Raw genomic sequence first — 18,586 nt, 5'->3', positions numbered from 1 at the left:
ACAGCGAACGGCCGACCATCCGGCGCCGCAGTCGCTGTTCTGCTTGATGGAGCGCTTCAGCGTCCCTCGCCGTGAGTCGGCGACCGTTCATGAAGAAGGCCCGTGTGCTGGGTTCCAGTTCGTGTCCCGGGGCTTCTTCCCACACGGGCTCTTCATCAGGGACTTCGGGTCGTGGCGGTGCCTGGACTCGCGGCGGAGGAAGCAACGTCTTCACTTCGATGTGCACCGGGCCTGGTGTGGTGTGCCTCGTGGCCCGTGATGGGGAGAGGATGGATTCGCCCCGTTCCTCCGATTGAGATGGATGCGGAGTCCGTGGCTCAGGTCTGTCATGACGACGTGGCCCGAGTTCCTCATGGAACGGTGGGGCCCTTCGTGTGTCCGGTGCCGGCAGTCGATCCAGGGCTCGGGGTGTCCGTCTCCTCCGTGGCGATGCCCGTGGGGACGTCTCTCTTTGCTCCACTGGGAGCGCCTGTGGTGGCGCTTGGGTGGTGGCGCGCGCGACGCGATGGCGGCGTGTTGGAGACTCCGGGACCCGTGCGCGGATCCGTGGGGGTTCGGCGCTTCTCTCCACAGCGGGTCTCGGCACCCGACTCCTTCGCGGACTTGGAGCCTTCACGCGTGTTTCGACGGCGAGAGGGACCTCAGGGGCCTTCTGGCTTTCAGGTTCGGGCCGGTCGCTTCGTTGTGAAGTGACATCCCCGCCCGCGGTGCGAGGCCGAAGTGGTCGTGGCTCCGCGACCTCCGTCTGGAACTCTGGGGCGCTGGGGACAACGGGGAGCGCGAGCGAGGAAGGCAGTTGCCCATCTGGGCTTCGGTTCACGGGTTCGACCGGTGGCCGTGGTTCCTGGAGCTGTGCCGACGTACCGACAGGTCGGGGAACACGACGGCGGATGGGTGCGCTGGGTTCCGTTACGGCCGGGACTCCGACCCGCTCATGACGCTTGAGCACGGGTGGCGTCGCGTTGTCAGGTTCCGTGAGCCCCATGGACCTGGGGCCTGTCGATGGCGAGGCGGTCTTCACCGCGCGGCCTGGCTCCCCTTCCCGCCTCCGCGCACCCGGCGTTGGCAGGGACGGTGGCAGCGGTGGATCCACCTTGAACTCTCCGCGCTCCCCCCGCTCCAGGGGATGGAGCACCCGGTCCAATTCCGCGAGCAGCGCGGCCACCGCGAAGAGGTCGTCTCTGGCTTCGCTCATGTCGGCACTCCCAGCCAGGACTTGAGGACCGTGGTCGCGGCTCTCAACTCCGGGTCCCTCAACACCGTCTTCGTCACGCCGCCGTCCTGCACCGTGATGTTCGCTGTGCCTGAATCCAGCTCGATGGGGAGCATGACTCCCGTGGCGAGACTCGGGCCTCCGAAGCCCTTGAAGTCGCGCCGCAGCGTCACGTCGCGCACCAGCGCCTTGGGCATCTGCAGATCGCGCAGCGTGATGACCACGACCTCCTCGTCGTCCTCGCAGCACAGCGGCGTGGGCGTCGTTGTCACCTCGTCGTCCGCTCGGGCCGCCGCGCCCGTGCGCACGTCCACCGTGTCCACGGTGGCCACTCCCTGCCACCACGTCCCTTCGTCGTCCGCTCCGCGCACGAGCAACAGCTCCCCCGGCCTTGCGACCTGCACCGGTTTGCTCGAGCCAGATGTGCTCGTCAGCGGGCTGCCATCCAGGAACAGTCGCGTCGCGCCGACCTCCACCGGCGGCAGCAACTTGAACGTCTGGCCTGGATACGGCGCGGCCACCGATGACGGCACCAGACCCAGCGCGCCGCCGCCCTGCCCCAGGATCAGGTTCAGCTTCGCGCCCAGGGCGATGATCTCCTGCACCACCCCGTCCGCCTGCGGACCCGCCGCCGCGTGTCCATCCATCAACTCCTGCGTGGAGATGGACACCGCGCTTCCACTCACGGGCGACCCGCCCCTCACCATTCCGGCGACTCCGGGCAGCTTCGCATCCGTCGCGATGGACACATTCAGCGGCGCGATGATCAGCCGCTTCTCGGCTCCTTTCACCTCCCAGCCCAGCACCAGCGCCAGCGTGGGCCGGTCCCCTCCCACGTTCGCCACATGTCCCGGCTGCACTTGTCCCAGGTCCACCGTAGGCGTCACCGACAACGCCGTCGCCTGCGTGAGCGTGTCCTTCACCAGGGCCACCGGTCCCACCAGCGGGATTCCCGTGGACTGTCCCGCGAGCACTCGCGTCAGGCTGTCGCAGAATGGCTTCAGCACGAGCTTCAGCAGCGGTGCCAGCGCAGCCCGGTTGCGCACGTCGAACCATCGCTGACGGAACACCCAGTGGAAGCGCAGCGACCACTCCAGCGTCCGGAGCATCCGCAGCGACCCGTCCGGATATGCCAGCCGCGACGCCACCGCCTCGTCCATTCCCTTCCCTGCCTCGATGTCCAACGTCGTCAGCTCGTTGGACAGCTGGCCGGGGATGCCCGGTGAATCCGCCCTCCGCAGCGTGGTCTTCAACGATGCCAGCCCCGGCACGGACGCAATCACGGTGCGTGGCGGCTGGAGCGCCGTGGCCACCGCGCCGTAGTCCGTCGCCGATGCCTGAAGTGAATCCGCCGCGCGTTGGAGCGCATCCGTCAGCTCCGGGGCCGCGCCCTGCTCCTCCAGCGTGGCCTTCGCCTGGAGCAGCACGTTCCGGTCCGACAGGCACTCGCTCTGGCGGGTCGAGGCCCCGGACGCCACCGGGTCGAAGGCGCTGGATGCCGACGAGATGCTCAGCCCATCCAGCACGTTGCTCAGGGACACCGTCTCCGATGTCGTCTTCAACTCCGCCCGCCTCGTGGTGCGCAGGCCCGTCCAGGTCCCCAGCTCCGCGACGCCGCTCTCCGCCGCATCCTTCCGCTGGTCCGTGGTGAAGAGCCCCGCGTCGATGGCGTCCTCCACGGTGCCGCTCGTCGACAGGGGCCCGAAGTCATACGTGGGCACCCGCACCGCCACCTCGCCGCCGTGCTTCTCGTCGCGGAAGGCGAACAGCGTCACCGTTCCCGCGAGCAACGCCGCTCCCGTGAGCTTTCCGTCTCCATCCGCTCCGATGGTGCCCACCGCGAACTCCAGCTCCTCCACGCCCGGCAGCCGGCTCTCACTCCCCACGAGCGAACCGGCGGACACATTCGGCAGTCCTTCGCCCCGGGGCGCGGCGGCCAGGGCTGGCGCTAGCGCGATGCCCACCGCGCGACGACGGGCCCGCTCGATGACGTTGAACACGGGCAGGAGCGCGCACACCGTCTGGACGTGCGGCGCGTCCTGATCCGCCACGCCGTCCATTCGGTCCAGGAACGCCTCCAGCTGCTTCCAGGCCGCTGTCCAGCCGTCCAGCTCCGCGCTCAGGCGTGTCACCGCGCTCACGGGCCGGTTCCCTTCTTTGGCGTGTTCGGTGGCGGCGTGGATGTGTCAGCCGAGGGGGGCTGCGGACTCGGCGGACGTTCGGACGCGCCCGGACCTCCGAAGCCGATCGCCAGCGAACGCCCTCCCCTGCGCTGGGCGTGCTTCGTGGACGCCATGCCCTGCAGGATCTCCTTCTGTTCCTCCACGTGCTCCTTCGACTGGTCCAGCACTTCCACCAGCGCGGCGCGGCTCCGCTCGGCAGCGGCCTTCAGTTCATCTGGCGTGCGCCCCACCGCCCTCACGAACCGCTCGGGCGCCTTCTCCACAGCGTTCACGAACTTGTCCGCCTGCTTCTGGGCCTTCGTCTTCAGGTTGCCCCAGGCGTCCTTCACCTCGTCCCCGCTCGCCTCCAGCACCTGCGCGGCCTCGCTCTCCAGCAGGGCCTTCTTCACGTCCTGGAGTGTGAGGTCTCCCGACGCCAGCTCCATCGCGGACGACAGGCCCAGCAGCTCCCAGAGCATCGCGGCCTTCGCCAGGTTGGGCCCCGCCGCCAGCAGACAGATGCCTCCCACGTAGCCTCCCGGGGGCCTGTTCGTCGCCGTGAGGAAGGCCTGCTTCAGCCCCGCCACTCCGCCCGTCGTGGACACCGGCAGCGCGTACATGCCCGCGGACTTGAGCGCGTTCAGCAGGTCGATGATGGCCTGCACCGCCTGCGCCAGCTTCATCAACACCTGCACCTTGTCCTGCATCGCGGCGGCGAGACTCCGCAGAAGCGTCGCCAGGTTGTCCACCGACAGGAGCAGCGCCCTCAGCGCCTCCGGGAGGATGAGCAGCTTCTCCAGGTCCGGGAACAGGTCGCGCATGCGCGCGGACTTCCAGTCCGGCTTCACCGACCTTCCGCGCGCCCGGCTTCGGCGTGGATCCAGCGCGCCCTTCGGGTACTTCTCGAACGCCTTCTTGAACGCGCTGATGTTGAGCAGCTTGCCCAGCAGGTACAGCGCCTGCCGGAGCGCATCCAGCGACGGCGCCGCCATCACGATGAACACCGCCTGCACCGGCGCGCCGTCCGTCACCGTCGGGCGCGAGTCATCCCCCGGATCATCGAAGGACGCGACGAACCGCCCCGCCCAGCGCGCGAAGCCGTCCGGCGTCACCGGCGGGCGCTCCAGCGCGAAGCCCGCCTTGAAGTCCTTGGGGATGTTCGGGATGAAGCCCGTCTCCGCCAGGTTCGTCTCCGTGGGCCCGATGCCCGGTGCGTCCGCGTAGAGGTACGCGCCCGCGTTGAGCAGGTCGTTGATGATGTCCTTGAGAAGCTCGTAGGCCGCGAGGATGAGCGCCCGGAACGGATCCGGCAGGCCCAGGAGGATGGCCGCCAGCGCCTGGAGCAGCGCCTGCACGAACTGGAGCACCGCGATGATGATCTGCAGCGGCGGCTTGATGATGCCCACCAGCTGCTCCAACCCCGGCGGCACGCCAATCAACAGCGGCCGCCACGCGGGCCCGGCCCCGGCGTCCGTGCCGGTGGCGTCCGTGCCTTCCGCATCCTCCAATGCCTTCGCCAGGTCCTCGCAGCAGGCCTCCAGCGCGCCGTGGAGCTCAGCGATAGCGGCGTCGTTGAACTCGGCCACGCGCGTCCTCCCGGGTGCGTTGTTCCAGCTCCATCAGCTTCTCCAGCCGCTCGGCGTCCTGGGCCACGCCCACCGCCGCCGCCTGGAGCAGCAGGGCCTTCACCTCCTCCAGCCGCTCGCGCAGCACCGATGCTTCCAATGGCTTCCAGTCAGGAGCCTTCATCGCGTCACCCCACCGGCATGCGCTTGACGAAGCCGAAGTAGGACCAGTCCAGCATCGGCGTCATCGCCGCCCAGACATCCAGGAGCGGCCCGTACGCGGCTACCGTCATCGGGTTCACCGCCTTGAGGATCTGCGCCAGCATCGTGAAGTGGATGGCCAACCCGTCCCCCAGCACCATGGGGGAGATGGCGGTGAGGCCTCCCATCTGGCACACGCCCAGCATCGTGTTGATGGACACGTTGCCCGCCAGCGCGTCGATGGAGACGGCGTTGAGCGACGGGCCCGGCAGGTCCGGCATCGCCGCGGCCACCTTCACCGCCTTGCCCGCCGCGAGGTTCACGTTGCCGCCGGACGTGACGCCAAAGCCCCCCACCGCCGTCTCCTGCGACGCGCCGGAGACAATGCGCGTGTGGCTGCCCTGGATGCGGTCCTCGCGCGGACCGCCCACGATCTCCTTCAGGCCGCTGCCACCCACCGTGCGCGAGTAGCCCGCCACGTCCACCTTCTCCGTCAGCGACCCCGTCACGTGCAGCGACACATCCCCGCCCACGTCGCGGGTGTGGCTGCCGTCCACCGTCTCGTCCTGCTTGCCCGCCACCTCCAGGTGGTCGTCGCCGTCCACCTCCGCGGAGCGGTTGCCCTCGTTCACCGTGCGCTCGTTGCTGATGAGCCGGTCCAGGCCTTCCGCGGACAGGATGACGCGGTTGCCCTGCCGGTCGTGGATCTCCACGCGCGCGGTCTCCGGCCGGTCGTCCAGGACGATGTAGTGGCCCGTGGCGGACTTGAGCATCCGCACGCCCGGCACCGCGGACTGGGGCGGGTAGTCGTGCTTGGGAATCTCACTGACGTCCGGGGCCACTCGCGCGGTGGAGTCCGGCTGGCCCAGGTCCGCGAGCGCGGGCTGCCCCCACCACATGCCGCTCCAGATGGGTTGGGACAGGTCTCCGCCCTCGAACTCCACCCACACGCCCGCGCCCACGTCCGGCACCACGAAGAGGCCCTGATCCGGTCCCGCGTATGGCGTGCACGGCATGGCCCAGCCCGTGGCCACGTCCCCCATCAGGCGCGGCACCACGCACTGGATGCGCCCCAGGTTGAGGGGGTCCGAGACGTTCGTCACATAGCCCCGGTACTTGCCGAAGTAGCGGCTCTCCGTGCGTTCGATGAGCTGCTGCAGCAGTTGTTCGATCATCGCGCGCTCCCCAGGTCGTCGTCCTCGTCGTACTGGCGCACGCCGGAGACGTCCGACAGGTTGATGTAGACGGGTGTGGCGCCATCCGGCCCGGTGAGGTGGACGACGTCGTCGATGAGCTCCACCACCAGGCCCACGTACACCTGGCCCAACGTGGTGAAGAGGTAGCAGCGCTGCCCCATGCTGGCTTCGAGCAGCTTGCGCATCACTCCTCCAGCTTCTGCACCAGCCGCGTGGCCAGCTTCACGCGCGTGTCCACCCAGATGCCCACGTCGCGCTGGCGCTCGGAGGCGAGCCTGCGGCGCGCGGCGCGCACCAGGTCCTGGAGCGTCACGGGCACCGTGGGCACCGGCGGCAGACGGGAGATGCGCACGTCCAGCGCCCGGAGCACGGAGGTGTCCAGGTCCAGCTTCGCGCGCGTGCCGGCCAGGTTCTCCAGCGTCGCGGCCTTCGCGTCGGGCGCGTCCGGCGTGGCGGAGAGGGAGACTTCGGGCAGCGCGGTGCGCTGGAGGGCGACACGGCCACTGAGGGCGAAGGGGTCGGGCATGGGGGTGTCCTCGCGAAAGGGACTTCCAGCGCTACGGGTTGAGCTCCACCACGGCGTCGGCTTCCTGGACGTGCACACCGGAGGTGGTCGCGTTGCCGACGGCCGCCACGCGCGAGCCGCCCAGGATGATGACGGAGTGGGCATACGGATCCGGTAGCGGCTCCGGCGGGAGGGGCCGGATGCCCGCGTCCTGCACCGGGATGGGGCCGGTGGTGCCGCCCGTGTAGAACGAGTCCGCCAGCACCTCGTGCAGCACGGAGACGTTGAGGATGCTCTCCTTCACCGTGGACGCCGCCGAGTCGATGCCGAGCACGCTCTTGTCCACCAGTTGGAGGGCCTTCTTCGGGTCGCCGTCCGCCGCGGTCAGCACGGAGCGCACCTGGCCCTGCACGTCCTCGGGCTTGTCCGCGTGCATCGCGACGCGGTCCACCAGGTCCCGCAGGGCGCTCGTGGGCGAGTCGTCCTTGGTCACCGCGATGCCGTAGAGCGTCCGGGCCGCCATGCTCACGTCCATGGTCGCGGGCAGCTTCGAGCGGACGTCCTGCATCGTCGTGTTGTCCAGCACGCCCTTGGCGGGGATCTCCGCCCGGGCCTGGGGAGGGAGGGGCGTGGGTTGGAAGACGAGCTCCGCGAGCAGCGTGGAGAAGGCATCGCTCGCCACGTCGCGGCGGCGCTGGAGGCCGCCCAGGAGCAGCTCCTGGTCCAGGGGCACGCCCAGGGTGGAGCCTCCGCCCACGGGAATCTGGAGCGTCAGCCTGTCCGAGGGCATCAGCCACTGGGGACGCACCACAGGCGGGGGCGGCGTCACCGTCTCCGCTCCCAGCACCACGTTGCCGGTGAAGGTCACCGGCGCTTTCTCCACGCGCAGGACGACGACGTTCACGGCGTCCAGGCACTCGCACCGGTTGCCGCTGAAGACAGTGGAGTCCGCGCGGCGCAGGTACACCGCGCCCACGCCGCCCTCGCTGCGCAGCTCATTGCCGGACACGGCCACGGAGATGACCGCGCCGCCGTTGCCCAGCAGGAGCAGCGCCGGGCCTCGCGCGGTGATGTCGTTGCCCTCCACCTGCACGCCCCGCTTCTCCTTCACCACCGGCTTCGGAAGGATGGGGAGGGGCTTGACGAGGAAGTCCACCAACGCGGGCTGCACCAGCGCCGTCGTCGCCGAGAGGTAGCGCGAGGCCGCCGCGCTGGCGCTCAGGGTGGGCGCGAAGTCCGCGGCCGTCACCGTGAGCGCGCGGTTGAGCACCGGCCCCGCGGCGAACTTCTGCTTCAACGAACCCAGCTGCACCAGGTCCTCCACGCGGGGCACCGACGCGAGCGTGGCGATGGAGGACGGCGCGGAGTTGCCGGGGACCGTGCGGCCATCCGTGCTCGGTTTGGGCACCGGGTCCGTGGCGAGGAAGGGCACGCGCGACAGCTTCGCCACCAGGTCCGGAGGCAGCGTGTCGGTGACGACGAGGACGCCCGCGCCTCCGCCACCACCGCCCGCGTGGCGCACGGTGTTGCCGCGCACCACCGTCTCGCCTCGCCAGTCGATGGCCACCTCGTGGAGCACCGCCTGCGGCAGCGTGTTGCCGCTCTCCAGGAAGACGTTGCCCTTCACCACCAGCTCGCCGGAGCCCACGAACGAGGCCACCGCCTGGCCCAGGCCGGGCTCGCCCGCGGTGGGCAGGCCCGCGCACGCGAAGAGGTGGTTGTCGGAGACCACCGTCACGGACAGGTCCGGCCGCAGCCGCAGGCCCGCCACCGCGCAGCCCTCCAGCCGATTGCCGTCCACGTCCAGCAGCGAGCCTGGATCCGTGGGCGCCTCCGTCAGCAGGTGCCCCGCAGCGCCCAGGGCGGTGATGCCGGTGGCCGTGTCGCGCACGGTGTTGTCCGCCAGCCGAACGCGGCCCTGCACGCCGGACACGAAGAGGCCGTCCGCGGGCAACGGGAAGGTGTCGAAGACGGGATCCACCAGGTCGCCGGGGTCAGGGGCCTCGCCGCGCGCCAGCTGCTCCAGCGACTTGCGCAGCATGTCCAGGATGGCGTCCAGCGCCTGCATGCCGGTGACGACGGCGACGAGCGACGCGGAGACCTTGTCGGAGCGCTGGCGCAGGTACTCCTGGAGCCGCGCGACTCGTGATGCGTCGTCCTCGTCGGGATCCAGTGCCTGCTCCACGGCGCGCAGCAGGACCGCGGCGGCGTCCAGCTCGGCCGTCACCGCGGTGGATCTGGAGACGGCCTCCGCAGCGGTGGTCGCGGGCTCGTCCACCAGCAGGTGCAGGGCCTGACGCGCGGGCACACCACCGTTGCCGCTGGTGAGCGCGGTGATGGCGTCGCTCACGCGCTGGAGCGCGAGCGTGCGGAGCTTTCCCTGGACGCCAGCGATGTCCAGCACGCGGTCGTACTGGGAGAGGTAGAGCTGCAACGAACCGCTGAGCACCGGCCCCGGCGCCATGCCGCGCACGGCCAGCACCAGCGCGCCCAGGGCGGAGACCCAGCGCTCCAGCGGCTCCGCCTTATCCGGCACGGGCGGTAGGGGCATGGGCAGCACGTCCAGCGTCTGCACACGGATGCGGTCCAGGAGACTCCGGGCAATGGCCACCTGCTCCATGCGCTTCTGCGGCTGGGCGATGGCGTTGAGCACCGCCTGGTGCGCCTGCAACGAGAGCGAGGACAGCTCCGCGTCGCCGCTCACCAGCTCGCCCAGTTGGCCCACCGCGGTGCCGAAGGAGCGCAGCTGCTTCTCCACCGTGTCGTCGGATTCAGAGACGAGGCCCGCCGCCTGCCGGTCCAGGTTCGTGGCGTACAGGCCGATGGTGGCGGTGAGCCCCTGCGCCGCGACGCGCGCGCCGTCCTCCGGCGTGACGTCCGACGTGGGCAGCACGCCGGTGGTGAAGTCCAGCACCTGCTTGAGGGTGGCGCGCATGCGGTCCACCATCGGCTGCATCTGTCCTCCGGTGCGCTCCACGTCGCGGTAGTCCGCCTCCACTTGCGAGGCCAGCCCGGGGTGAAGCTGCTGGAGCTGATCCGTCAGGGCCTCCTTGGACAGGCGCAGCTGCACGAGCACGTCCGTGTTGGCCTTCGCGCCCCGCGTGCCCGGCTGGAGCGGCAGCTGTTGCAGCGCGGCCTGGGCGAAGGTGCCGATGATGGTCTTCTTGGGCCCCACCGCCTGGCCGATGACGGGATGCCTCGCGCGCTGCGCCTGCGCCTCGCGCAGTTGGGCCACCTGGCTCAACGCCCCCGCCAGCGTGACCAGCGCGGTCAGGTCAGTCGGCCCGCCCTGTACCCGGGCCAGGGCCTTGAGGAGTCCCTCCTGCGTGTCGGAGGGCAGCCCCTGCACCAGCGAGTCGAAGGCGCCCTTGATGCGGTCCGCCGTCGCCACCACGGCGTCCTTGCCGGACACAGTGGCCAGATCGAATTGCGCCACCATGTCCCACGCCTCCTGGGACACAGGATCCGGCGCGGTGAAGCTGGAGGCGCGCGCCAGCGACGAGCGCACCGCGTGCGAGGTCTGGGTGTGGTCGTTGAAGCCCTGGGCGGCACGCAGGTCCGCCACGTCGCTCACCAGCGCGTTGAGGATGTTGTCCGGTACGGTCCCCAGGTCCTCCAGCTCCACCACCAGGGTATCGAGCGGGCCGTACAGGCCCCGGCCGGCCTTCTGGCGCCCGTCCACGTTCGCGCCCGTGTACCGCAACAATGTGGAGTACAGGCCCACCACGGCGCTGTGCACGTCCGCGCGCTCCGGGCGGACGGTGGAGCTCGTGACACTGAGTTGCTGAAGCACCACGGTGATGGGCGGCAGCTTCACCGGGCCCGTCACGGGCGGCGGCTGCGTCGTCGTCACCGGCGCGTGCACGCCGTCCACCTCGTTGCCCTCCACGGTGATGCCGGAGCCGGACACCACCGCGATGCCCGCCGCGCGCACCTCCGCGTCCGGGAGTCCGGGCGCGCCGTAGGCCTCCGTGCGCCCCACCTGGAGCAGCCGGTTGCCGCGCACCTGCGCCTCGTCCACGCCCGAGAGCACCACCGCGCCCCGGAGCGTCAGCCGCTCCAGCCAGCGCAGCGCCGCGTCCAGGGGAGCGCGCACGCGGGTCGTGGCGTTGGCGAGCAGCGCCTCCACGAGCGGCCGGGGACGGGACTTCGCGTCCGCGCTCAGCACGGCCTCCAGGCCCGGGTCCAGGCGGGACAGCGCCAGCGTGTTGTCCTCCTGCGACGGCACGTCCGCGAGCGCCACCTGTTCGAACCGGTTGTCCTCCACGCGCAGGCGTCCCACCGCGCCGCCCGTGCCCCAGGTGCGCACGGCCGAGTCCCCCAGCGCGCGCACCACGTTGCCCCGGATGCGCACGTCGAACACCGGCTGCGGACCGCCCAGCAGGATGCCGAAGCCCGGCGTGGACTCGCCGTCGCCTTCGATGCGGTTGTCCACCACCTCCACGTCCGAGGCGGGGCGGCCGTTGGACGCGCCGTCATCCAGGCCGTCGCCCACGACGATGCCGGCCACCACGCCCAGCACGGACGCGGCGGGCACGGCCGGCAGGGAGATCCACGACTCGCGCACACGCAGCGCCCGGCCCACCAGTTGGATGCCCACCTGGAACAGGCTGTCCGACACGGCGTTGCGGATCTCGTTGCCCACGACGTCCACGCCGTCGCCCGCGACCTGGATGCCCACGGCCGCGGATCCCAGAATCTGGTTCTCCGCCACCACCACGCGGTCCACCGGCCCCGCGAGTCCCCCTTCCGCCAGGTCCTGCACCAGGATGCCCACCTGGAAGCCCTGGACGCTGTTGCCGCGCACCTCCACGCCCGCCAGCCGCCCGTCCGCCACGTGGATGCCCGTGGTCGCGTCTCCCAGCGGCTGGAGCCGGTTGTTGGTGATGGCCAGCGCGTCCACGAAGAGGCCCGCGCGCGGGAAGGACGCGAGGAAGCGCTCCGCGAGATACGGGGCATACGGCGCCACCGCGATGCCTGTCGCCGCGCCGACGCGGTTCTCGTCGATGACGATGCGAGCGCAGGTGCCCGTCACCAGCACGCCTGTCGCCTCGGAACCAGCCTGGTTCGCCTGGATGTGGCAGCGGCGCAGCGTCACGCCGCTGGAGTCCGCCAGCGTCACCACGCCGTGAGGCAGCGCCGCCAGCGCGTCGAGCAGCGGCTTCGCTTCCGGCACGTCCTCCAGCGGCTGGCCTGGATGCTGGCGTTGCAGCTTGCGCAGCTGCACCAGGGTGGCCACCACGGAGCCCGCCGCGCGGCCCTGGCCCGGGACGATGGCCTTGATGCGGTCGACGACCACGTCCACGAAGTCGGCTTCGGCGGACGGGTGCTTCACGTCGTCCTCCTCCAGCACCCGGTCGTCGTCCACCTCCACCAGCGGCACGAAGCGCTGGCCGTTCGACATGGCCACGCTCGTCTTCACCGCCTTCACCACGGGCTGGAGGCCTCCGCCAATCACCACGTCCTCGAAGGGGGCCTCCACCAGCTTGAGGTCCTCGATGCGCACGTCGCCATCCAGGCCGCACCGGTCCACGAAGAAGGCGCCGCCGGAGCCCTGGGTGCGCAGCTCGGTGGCCTCGCCGTCGCCCAGGAGGTGCACGGAGGACAGGTTGCGCAGCAGCACCGGGTGCTCCAGCTTGTAGCGGCCGGCTCGCACGAAGATGGAGCCGCCCTGCCCTCCCATCCGGTCCACCGCGGCCTGGAGCGCCTCGTCGCCGGTGATGCCTTCGAGCAGGTCCTGGTCGACGTCGCCGAAGCTGCGCACGCCGTCGCCCACCACCACCGTGAAGACGCCCGGGCCGATGACGCGCTCGGAGAGCTCCACCAACCTGTCTCGCACCTGGGCGAGCGGCAGGTAGCGCGGGCGCAGGTCCTCGAAGATTCGCGTCTCGCCTCCTGTCACTCGCGCCAGGGGCACGCAGTGGTGCACCGGACCGTGCACGGGCGCGTCCGTGAGCTGCTCGACTTCACCCCGGGCCGCGCCGTCCGCCGCGCGCACTCGCACGGTGAAGGACCAGTATTCGGTCGCGCGCCCTTCAGTGTTGCCGAACGCCAGGGTGATGCCATCGTCGAAGCGGTAGCGCACGCTGGGCACCAGCAGGTCGCCGCCGTCCCACCGGCGCACCACCGCGCCCTGCTCCGGACTGAAGGCCCGGCCCAGCGTGCCTCCCACGGGGAGCGGCACGGGGTCGGTGGTGAGCACCGTGCTCGCATCCGCCAGCTCCAGCTTGCCCGTGTCCGCCTGGACGCCTCGCAGCAGTCGCAGTACTGGCAGCGACGGGCCTTCCGGCTGGAGCCGGGTGACCCGGTCCTCGATGACGACGAGATCTCCCGCACGCAGCTTCGCGGCGCTCGCGGGGGAGACCTGGAGCGTCATCGCATCCGCCGCTGCGGGCGCGGTCAGCGGGAGCACCGTGGAGCCGTTGTCTCGCGACCACAGCACCACCGGCTGCGCGCCGCCTCGGAAGAACTCCACGCGGAAGTGGAGATTGTCGGAGCCCGTGTAGCCCTCGCCCGTGGAGGCGTTCTCCGTGGACAGGCAGCGGTCTCGGCAAGGGTCCAGCGGCTCTGGTGGGAAGCGGTCCGGCAGCGCGCCCTTCGGGATGTTGGTGGTGAGGCGTGCGCCGCTGGTGGGCGTGGGCAGGACCTCCGCGTCGGTGTCAGCCAGCCCCTGGAGCGCGCGCACCTGGGTGACGAGCCGCAGGCGCACGGTGGTGTCCTGGCCGTCCAGCGCGGGTTCCTCCAGGAACGCGTCGTCGTACTGGGTGGTGGTCTGCTCCCAGCAGTCGAGGAAGAAGAAGTGGTGCCGCGTGCCGTCCGTGGGCAGCGCCGCCAGCGGATCCGCCTCCGGTAGATCCAGCTGCACGGAGTAGCGCAGGTCCTGCTCCAGGAAGATGCGCACGCCGTCGAGCAGCATGCGGCCCGCGCCCGGCAGCGTCCCGTCACCACCCCTTATAATGATATCGGCCCCCAGCGCCGCGTCCTCCACGCGCAGCGCGGCCACCCACGTGCGGGCCACGGGCGGCAGGCCCAGCACGCCCCAGGAACTCAGCTTCGTCGGGTCCACGCCCGCGAACGCGGCGACGGGGAAGCGCACGTCGTTCCATCCCGTGGGCCGCTGCCCCAGACCGGCGGAGAGGACCGCTTCGTTCCCTTCCGTGTCCGCGACGACCACGCGCAGGTCGATGAACTCATCGTCGGTGAGTGGCCGTTCGAAGCGCAGGCCGATGACGAGCACGGAGGCGGTGAAGGTGGTGCGGTCCGAGCGCGGCACTGCCGTGAGGTCCAACGGCGCGGGCAGCGTGCGGCGCAGCGCGATGTGGCCCCGGCTGCGAACCACGAACGGCAGCGTCTCCGAGTCATAGCGGTCCAGGCGCAGCTCGCGCGGGATGATGCGCTCGTCGTCCGCGGGCAGGCCCTGCCCCGTCCAGCCGAGCACGTTGCGGATGGGATCCACCAGGTACGTGTCGACGATTCGGAAGCCGTCGTCGGGCGAGCCCTCGGCGACGTCGGCGGAGCGGCGGCGCGAGTCCACGGTGCGCAGCCGCACCTCCTCGTTCCAGTCAGCGTCGAGGCTCATGCGCCCCATCTGCTGATAGACGCCGGAGAATCGCCGGGCTTCGTCGAAGCGGGACCTGGAGGTGTACGCTTTCACGGTCATGGTCGGCTCATCCGAACGAGGTCGTCCTGGCTGCGGTCGGCGTGGAAGGGCGTGATGCCAATGGGCATGCTGTCGTCGGTGCGCGCGGAGAGTTCGCGCTCGTGGTCGGAGCGCTCGTCGTGGGCACCGGGGACTCCGCCGCGCTCGGAGGCGTGGAGCGCTTCGGGGCCGTTGTTGTCGCCCAGGACGAGGTAGCCCGGGTCCGTCTGGCGGTTCGATTGGACGGACACGGTATGCACCCGCGACTGGTGCGACACCGGAGGCTGTCCGCCGCGCGCGAAGAGGCTGTAGCGCAGCCAGCCCAGGTCCGGCCGGTCCGTGCGCACCTCGCCCGCGAAGGCGCAGGAGGAAGCCTCCAGCACGCCCGCTTCCGTAGCCCCGAGCACCGTGCAGTGCCGCAGTCGCACGGTCGCGCCCGCCGCGCGGATGGCGACGGCGTCGCGGTCTCCGGCGTCGAAGGTGCAGCCCGCGGCGATGAGGTGCACCCAGGGCGGCAGTTCGATGACGCCCACCATGCAGCCGTAGAGGCGTAGCTCCACGTCGGAGGGAGGCAGCGAACGCCGCGCGCTGATGTCCTGGTGCCCACCGCCCGGCATCCACAGGCCCACCTGTCCGGGGACGCCCAGGTTGCACCAGCGCAGGTCCGCTTGCCCCCGAGCGAGCACCAGGTCCAGCCGTCCCGCGAGCCACAGACCCGCGAGCCACACGCGCGTGGCCGCGCTGCCGCCGAAGCCCGGGTAGAGCGCCAGCGAGAGGCCGTGCTCGTCCGCGCCGATGCAGGGCGCCGCGCCCGTGTCCGCGGCGAAGAGGGACAGCCCGTTGTCCAGGCCCTGCGACAGACGCTCCGGAGCCAGACGCGGCGAACCGATGAGGCCCAGCACCGGAGGTGATCCGGATGGGCTTCCTTCCGCGATGTTCACCATGTCCGTCGGTGCCTGGCCTCCGGTTGTCAGCACCGACGGCGAGCCGCTTGCAACGATGGGTCGCGCCTGGCCTCCAGGCGCCAGCGCCGGAAGCGCTACGGCTTGGAGTCCGTCCGCGACGGTGGCGACGATGGGCCGCTCCTGGCCTCCGGCGGCCAGCACTCCGCCCGCGCGCTCCGGGGAGATCCACGCGGTGACAGGAAGGCCGGCGCCGGAGCGGTCGCCAGGACGGTCCGGCGGATCGATGAACGGGAAGTCCGGCTCCGCCCACGCGGCGGGCGGACGGCGGTCCGGCGGAAGCAGCCCCGCTCCCAATGAGGCGCCCCGCCCTACCCGCGCGGAGACAGTGACGCGGCCCACGGGAGCGTCTTCCTGGATCACGACGCGGCCCAGGCGCGGATCCACCGCGACGATTCCGGCGGCGATGCTCGGAGCGAGCGTCGTCCACGGGCCCAGGCTTCGCTGGCGCAGCTGGAACGGGTGGCGACTCAGCCGCCCAGGCACCGAATAGCGCCGCGCACCGCCGGCCACGGAAGCATCCCGCGAGTGGTACGCACCACCGGGCCGGGAATCGAGCGGGAGCGGCTGGCCCTCGCGAGGCTCGATGAACGCGGCGCCGTCGTTGGCGACGTTGAAACGCAGGAGTTCATCCGGGAGCAGGGCCAGCTCTGGCAGGAAGGCCAGGTAGCCCCGCCCGCCCAGTGAGAAGACGACCTCCGACGCGGGCAGCGGCGCCGGATCCGTGAGGAGCACGCGCCCGTCGACGTACAGCGCTTCGCCCGGAACCGGCGGGTTCGTCCCCGAGGCCTCCAGCAGTCCGGCGACCCAGGCATCCTCGCCTGCCTTCAGCGTCATCCGTTGAGGACGCGTCGTGTCCGCCCAGACGAGCGCCTCCACGCCGTCGGCGGTGGTGGTTGCCACGAGCGTGCCGGGCAGGTTCGCGGTGATGGGCAGTGGGGCCAGGGGGCGCCAGACAGGGCTCGCGGAGGCCGGATCACAGAGCATCACCGGCACGGCCAGTTCTCCCGTTACGGCCTCGCCGCCCAGGAGCATCAGTCCTTGCGCCGTGCTCAGCAGCGTCGCGGCCTTGCGCTCCTGGCGGTTGCGCACCGCATGGGGCCGCCACGGTCCGCCCGTGACCGGCAGCGACCAGAGGTCTCCAGTGGGCGCACCGCCCAGGTCACCGCCGAAGACGAAGACCCGGCCGCCGCGCACGCACAGGCTGGGATCCAGTCGCGCCGAGGGCTGCCGTGGGCTCGCGGTGTCCAACCGCGTCCCCGTCGGAGTCGCGGTGTCCAGGCCCGTCACCGACCACACGCCCAGCTTCCCCGTGCCGTCCGGTGCCACCAGCAACAGTGAGTCACCAGCGATGGCCAGGGACATGCCTGGACCGTCTGGAGGCAACGCGCCGATGAGCTCCGCCACCTGCCAGGGCGCGCCGTCAGCGCTCACGTCGAAGCGGGCAAGGCGCAGACTGCCATCCGCGAGGTGTTGCTCGATGCGAGCGACCCACGGCGCACCGGCCAGGTCCACGCGGATGGCATTGCTGCGAGGAGGCCCCTGGCGCAGACCCACGGTGAGGGTGCGCCACGTGCCGTCCACGTCGCGCAGGCGCGGCTCACCGCTCACCCGTTCCACGAGCAACGCCGCCGTGGTGCCGCCCAGGAGCTGGTTCGCTTCCGGCGAGACGGTGACGGCGTTCAGTGCGTCCGACACCAGTTCAGTGGACAGGAGCACCGTGTCCGAGTTCTCACGCGCGGCCAGCAGCGTCAGTCGCCAGGTGTCTCCGGGCGAAGGCCTGCCCCGGTCCGCGAAACGCAGCGTGGGCGAGGGCCCCACGGGCGCGGTGGGCAGCGGTCCGCGCAGGAGCGGCAGGGCTTCCGGTCCCACCAGCGGAATGCCGTCGACGGAGACGGTGATGGCATCCGCGCGTTCAGCGGCGTCGGCGTCCTCGGCCAGCGAGGTAGGGGTGAGCAGCATCGCCGCCGTGCGTCCCGTGACGAGCGACGGAGGCGCGGGCTCATGGCGAGCGGTGAGGCCTCCAGTGAGGTCCGCGCGCTCCAGGGGCTTGAGCCACACCAGGGGACCATCGCGGTCCAGTGGATCCACGCGAAAGCCCCGGTAGCCGTTGGGCAGCGTGAGCACGGTGGCCGGGGTGACTTCCTCCAACTCCACGGGCGTCAGGCGCGCGGTACGGATGAGGGCGACATCCGGACGTGCCCAGCCCAGCAGGTCCAGCGTGCGCGGCGTCGCGGCGACACGGCCCGCATCCGCGCTCCCCAGCCGGCGCAAGGCCTGGTCCAGCGTCTCCCCGGGCGCGATGCCAATGAAGGGGCCACGCTCCGGGACACCGGCGCGGGGACGCTCGATGCCAGGCGAGCGGCGGGTGAGCGGATCCGCGAGGCCGATGGGATCCCACAGCACCGCGCTGCGCCCGCGCCAGGGCAGCAGGTCGTTGAGGTCCTGGGTCTCCAGCAGGGAACGGAAGGACTCGTCCACTTCCGCATCCCAGAGGCTGGTGACGGAGAGCACCTCCTCCAGCGACGCGAGCGTGCCCTTCCGTCGGCGCCACGCCACCGCGCGAGCCACCACACCTCGCTGCACGCGAGGGTCGTCGGTGATCAGCCGTGCGCCCATCAACTCCGCGAGCAACGGCAGCGCCTGCGGACCCGCACGCTCCACGAAATGATCATCCCAGAGCTGATCCACCGCGCGCGCGAACGCATCCAGCTCCATGCCCAGCACGGCGAGCAGCTTGAGGAGCGGCTGATCCGCGAGCGTGAAGTCCCGCGCCGAGTAGAGACCCGGGAGGAGCTGGCTCAGCCGCTGAGAAGGAGGGCTCATGGGGCCAGCCCCTCCACGACCGGAAGCGTCGCGGCCAAGCCGTAACGCGCCGCACCAAGCGCCCAAACATCAATGCCGTGCACCTTCCGCCCGACACGGTCCCAACCTGTCCGACTGTCGGACAGAATCCCGCAGCCCGGCTGGAGCAGAGGTCCCCCGCCTCGGTCCTCCAATCCTGTCCGACTGTCGGACAGGTTTCCGCAGCTCGGCTGGCACGGTGGTCCCCCGCCTCGGTCCTTCAATCCTGTCCGACTGTCGGACAGGTTTTCACTGCGCGGCGGGCGCGGAGGTCCCCGGCCTCGGTCCTCCAATCCTGT

At 71.1% G+C, this 18,586-nt stretch carries 8 protein-coding genes; all 8 read right to left on the bottom strand.

Translation table 11 applies throughout. The features are described 5' to 3' along the window. Positions 1-1,191: 1,191 nt before the first annotated feature. Genes D7Y15_RS01340 through D7Y15_RS01310 form a run of 8 tightly spaced genes read right to left on the bottom strand, consistent with a single transcriptional unit; the run spans position 1,192 to position 18,269 of the window. Positions 1,192-3,354 (bottom strand): hypothetical protein, encoded by a 2,163-nt coding sequence (locus D7Y15_RS01340; protein ID WP_121751458.1) that lies wholly within the window; start codon positions 3,352-3,354, stop codon positions 1,192-1,194. Continuing rightward, complete coding sequence (locus tag D7Y15_RS01335; protein WP_121751457.1) at positions 3,351-4,961, bottom strand: hypothetical protein; 1,611 nt, start codon at positions 4,959-4,961, stop codon at positions 3,351-3,353. The genes D7Y15_RS01340 and D7Y15_RS01335 overlap by 4 nt, the downstream gene beginning before the upstream one ends. Beyond that, positions 4,930-5,124 carry a hypothetical protein gene (locus tag D7Y15_RS44025; protein WP_120594156.1) on the bottom strand — a complete coding sequence of 65 codons (195 nt, stop codon included), beginning with the start codon at positions 5,122-5,124 and terminating at the stop codon, positions 4,930-4,932. Before D7Y15_RS44025 ends, D7Y15_RS01335 begins: the two co-directional genes overlap by 32 nt. Before the next feature lie 4 nt (positions 5,125-5,128). After that, positions 5,129-6,316 carry a phage baseplate assembly protein V gene (locus D7Y15_RS01330; protein ID WP_121751456.1) on the bottom strand — a complete coding sequence of 396 codons (1,188 nt, stop codon included), beginning with the start codon at positions 6,314-6,316 and terminating at the stop codon, positions 5,129-5,131. Beyond that, positions 6,313-6,522 (bottom strand): hypothetical protein, encoded by a 210-nt coding sequence (locus tag D7Y15_RS01325; protein ID WP_120565664.1) that lies wholly within the window; start codon positions 6,520-6,522, stop codon positions 6,313-6,315. Before D7Y15_RS01325 ends, D7Y15_RS01330 begins: the two co-directional genes overlap by 4 nt. Further along, the gene (locus D7Y15_RS01320) at positions 6,522-6,863 is read right to left on the bottom strand and encodes a hypothetical protein (protein WP_121751455.1); all 342 of its coding nucleotides are present in this window, start codon (positions 6,861-6,863) and stop codon (positions 6,522-6,524) included. The genes D7Y15_RS01325 and D7Y15_RS01320 overlap by 1 nt, the downstream gene beginning before the upstream one ends. 31 nt (positions 6,864-6,894) lie before the next feature. Next, the gene (locus tag D7Y15_RS01315) at positions 6,895-14,502 is read right to left on the bottom strand and encodes a hypothetical protein (RefSeq protein WP_121751454.1); all 7,608 of its coding nucleotides are present in this window, start codon (positions 14,500-14,502) and stop codon (positions 6,895-6,897) included. Continuing rightward, positions 14,499-18,269 carry a phage tail protein gene (locus D7Y15_RS01310; protein WP_121751453.1) on the bottom strand — a complete coding sequence of 1,257 codons (3,771 nt, stop codon included), beginning with the start codon at positions 18,267-18,269 and terminating at the stop codon, positions 14,499-14,501. The genes D7Y15_RS01315 and D7Y15_RS01310 overlap by 4 nt, the downstream gene beginning before the upstream one ends. Between the last annotated feature and the right edge of the window lie 317 nt (positions 18,270-18,586).

This window comes from Corallococcus sp. AB030 (assembly GCF_003668965.1).
Taxonomy (GTDB): domain Bacteria; phylum Myxococcota; class Myxococcia; order Myxococcales; family Myxococcaceae; genus Corallococcus; species Corallococcus exiguus.
Note: the sequence above shows the minus strand (reverse complement) of the source record. Positions and strands in the feature narration are given on the sequence as shown.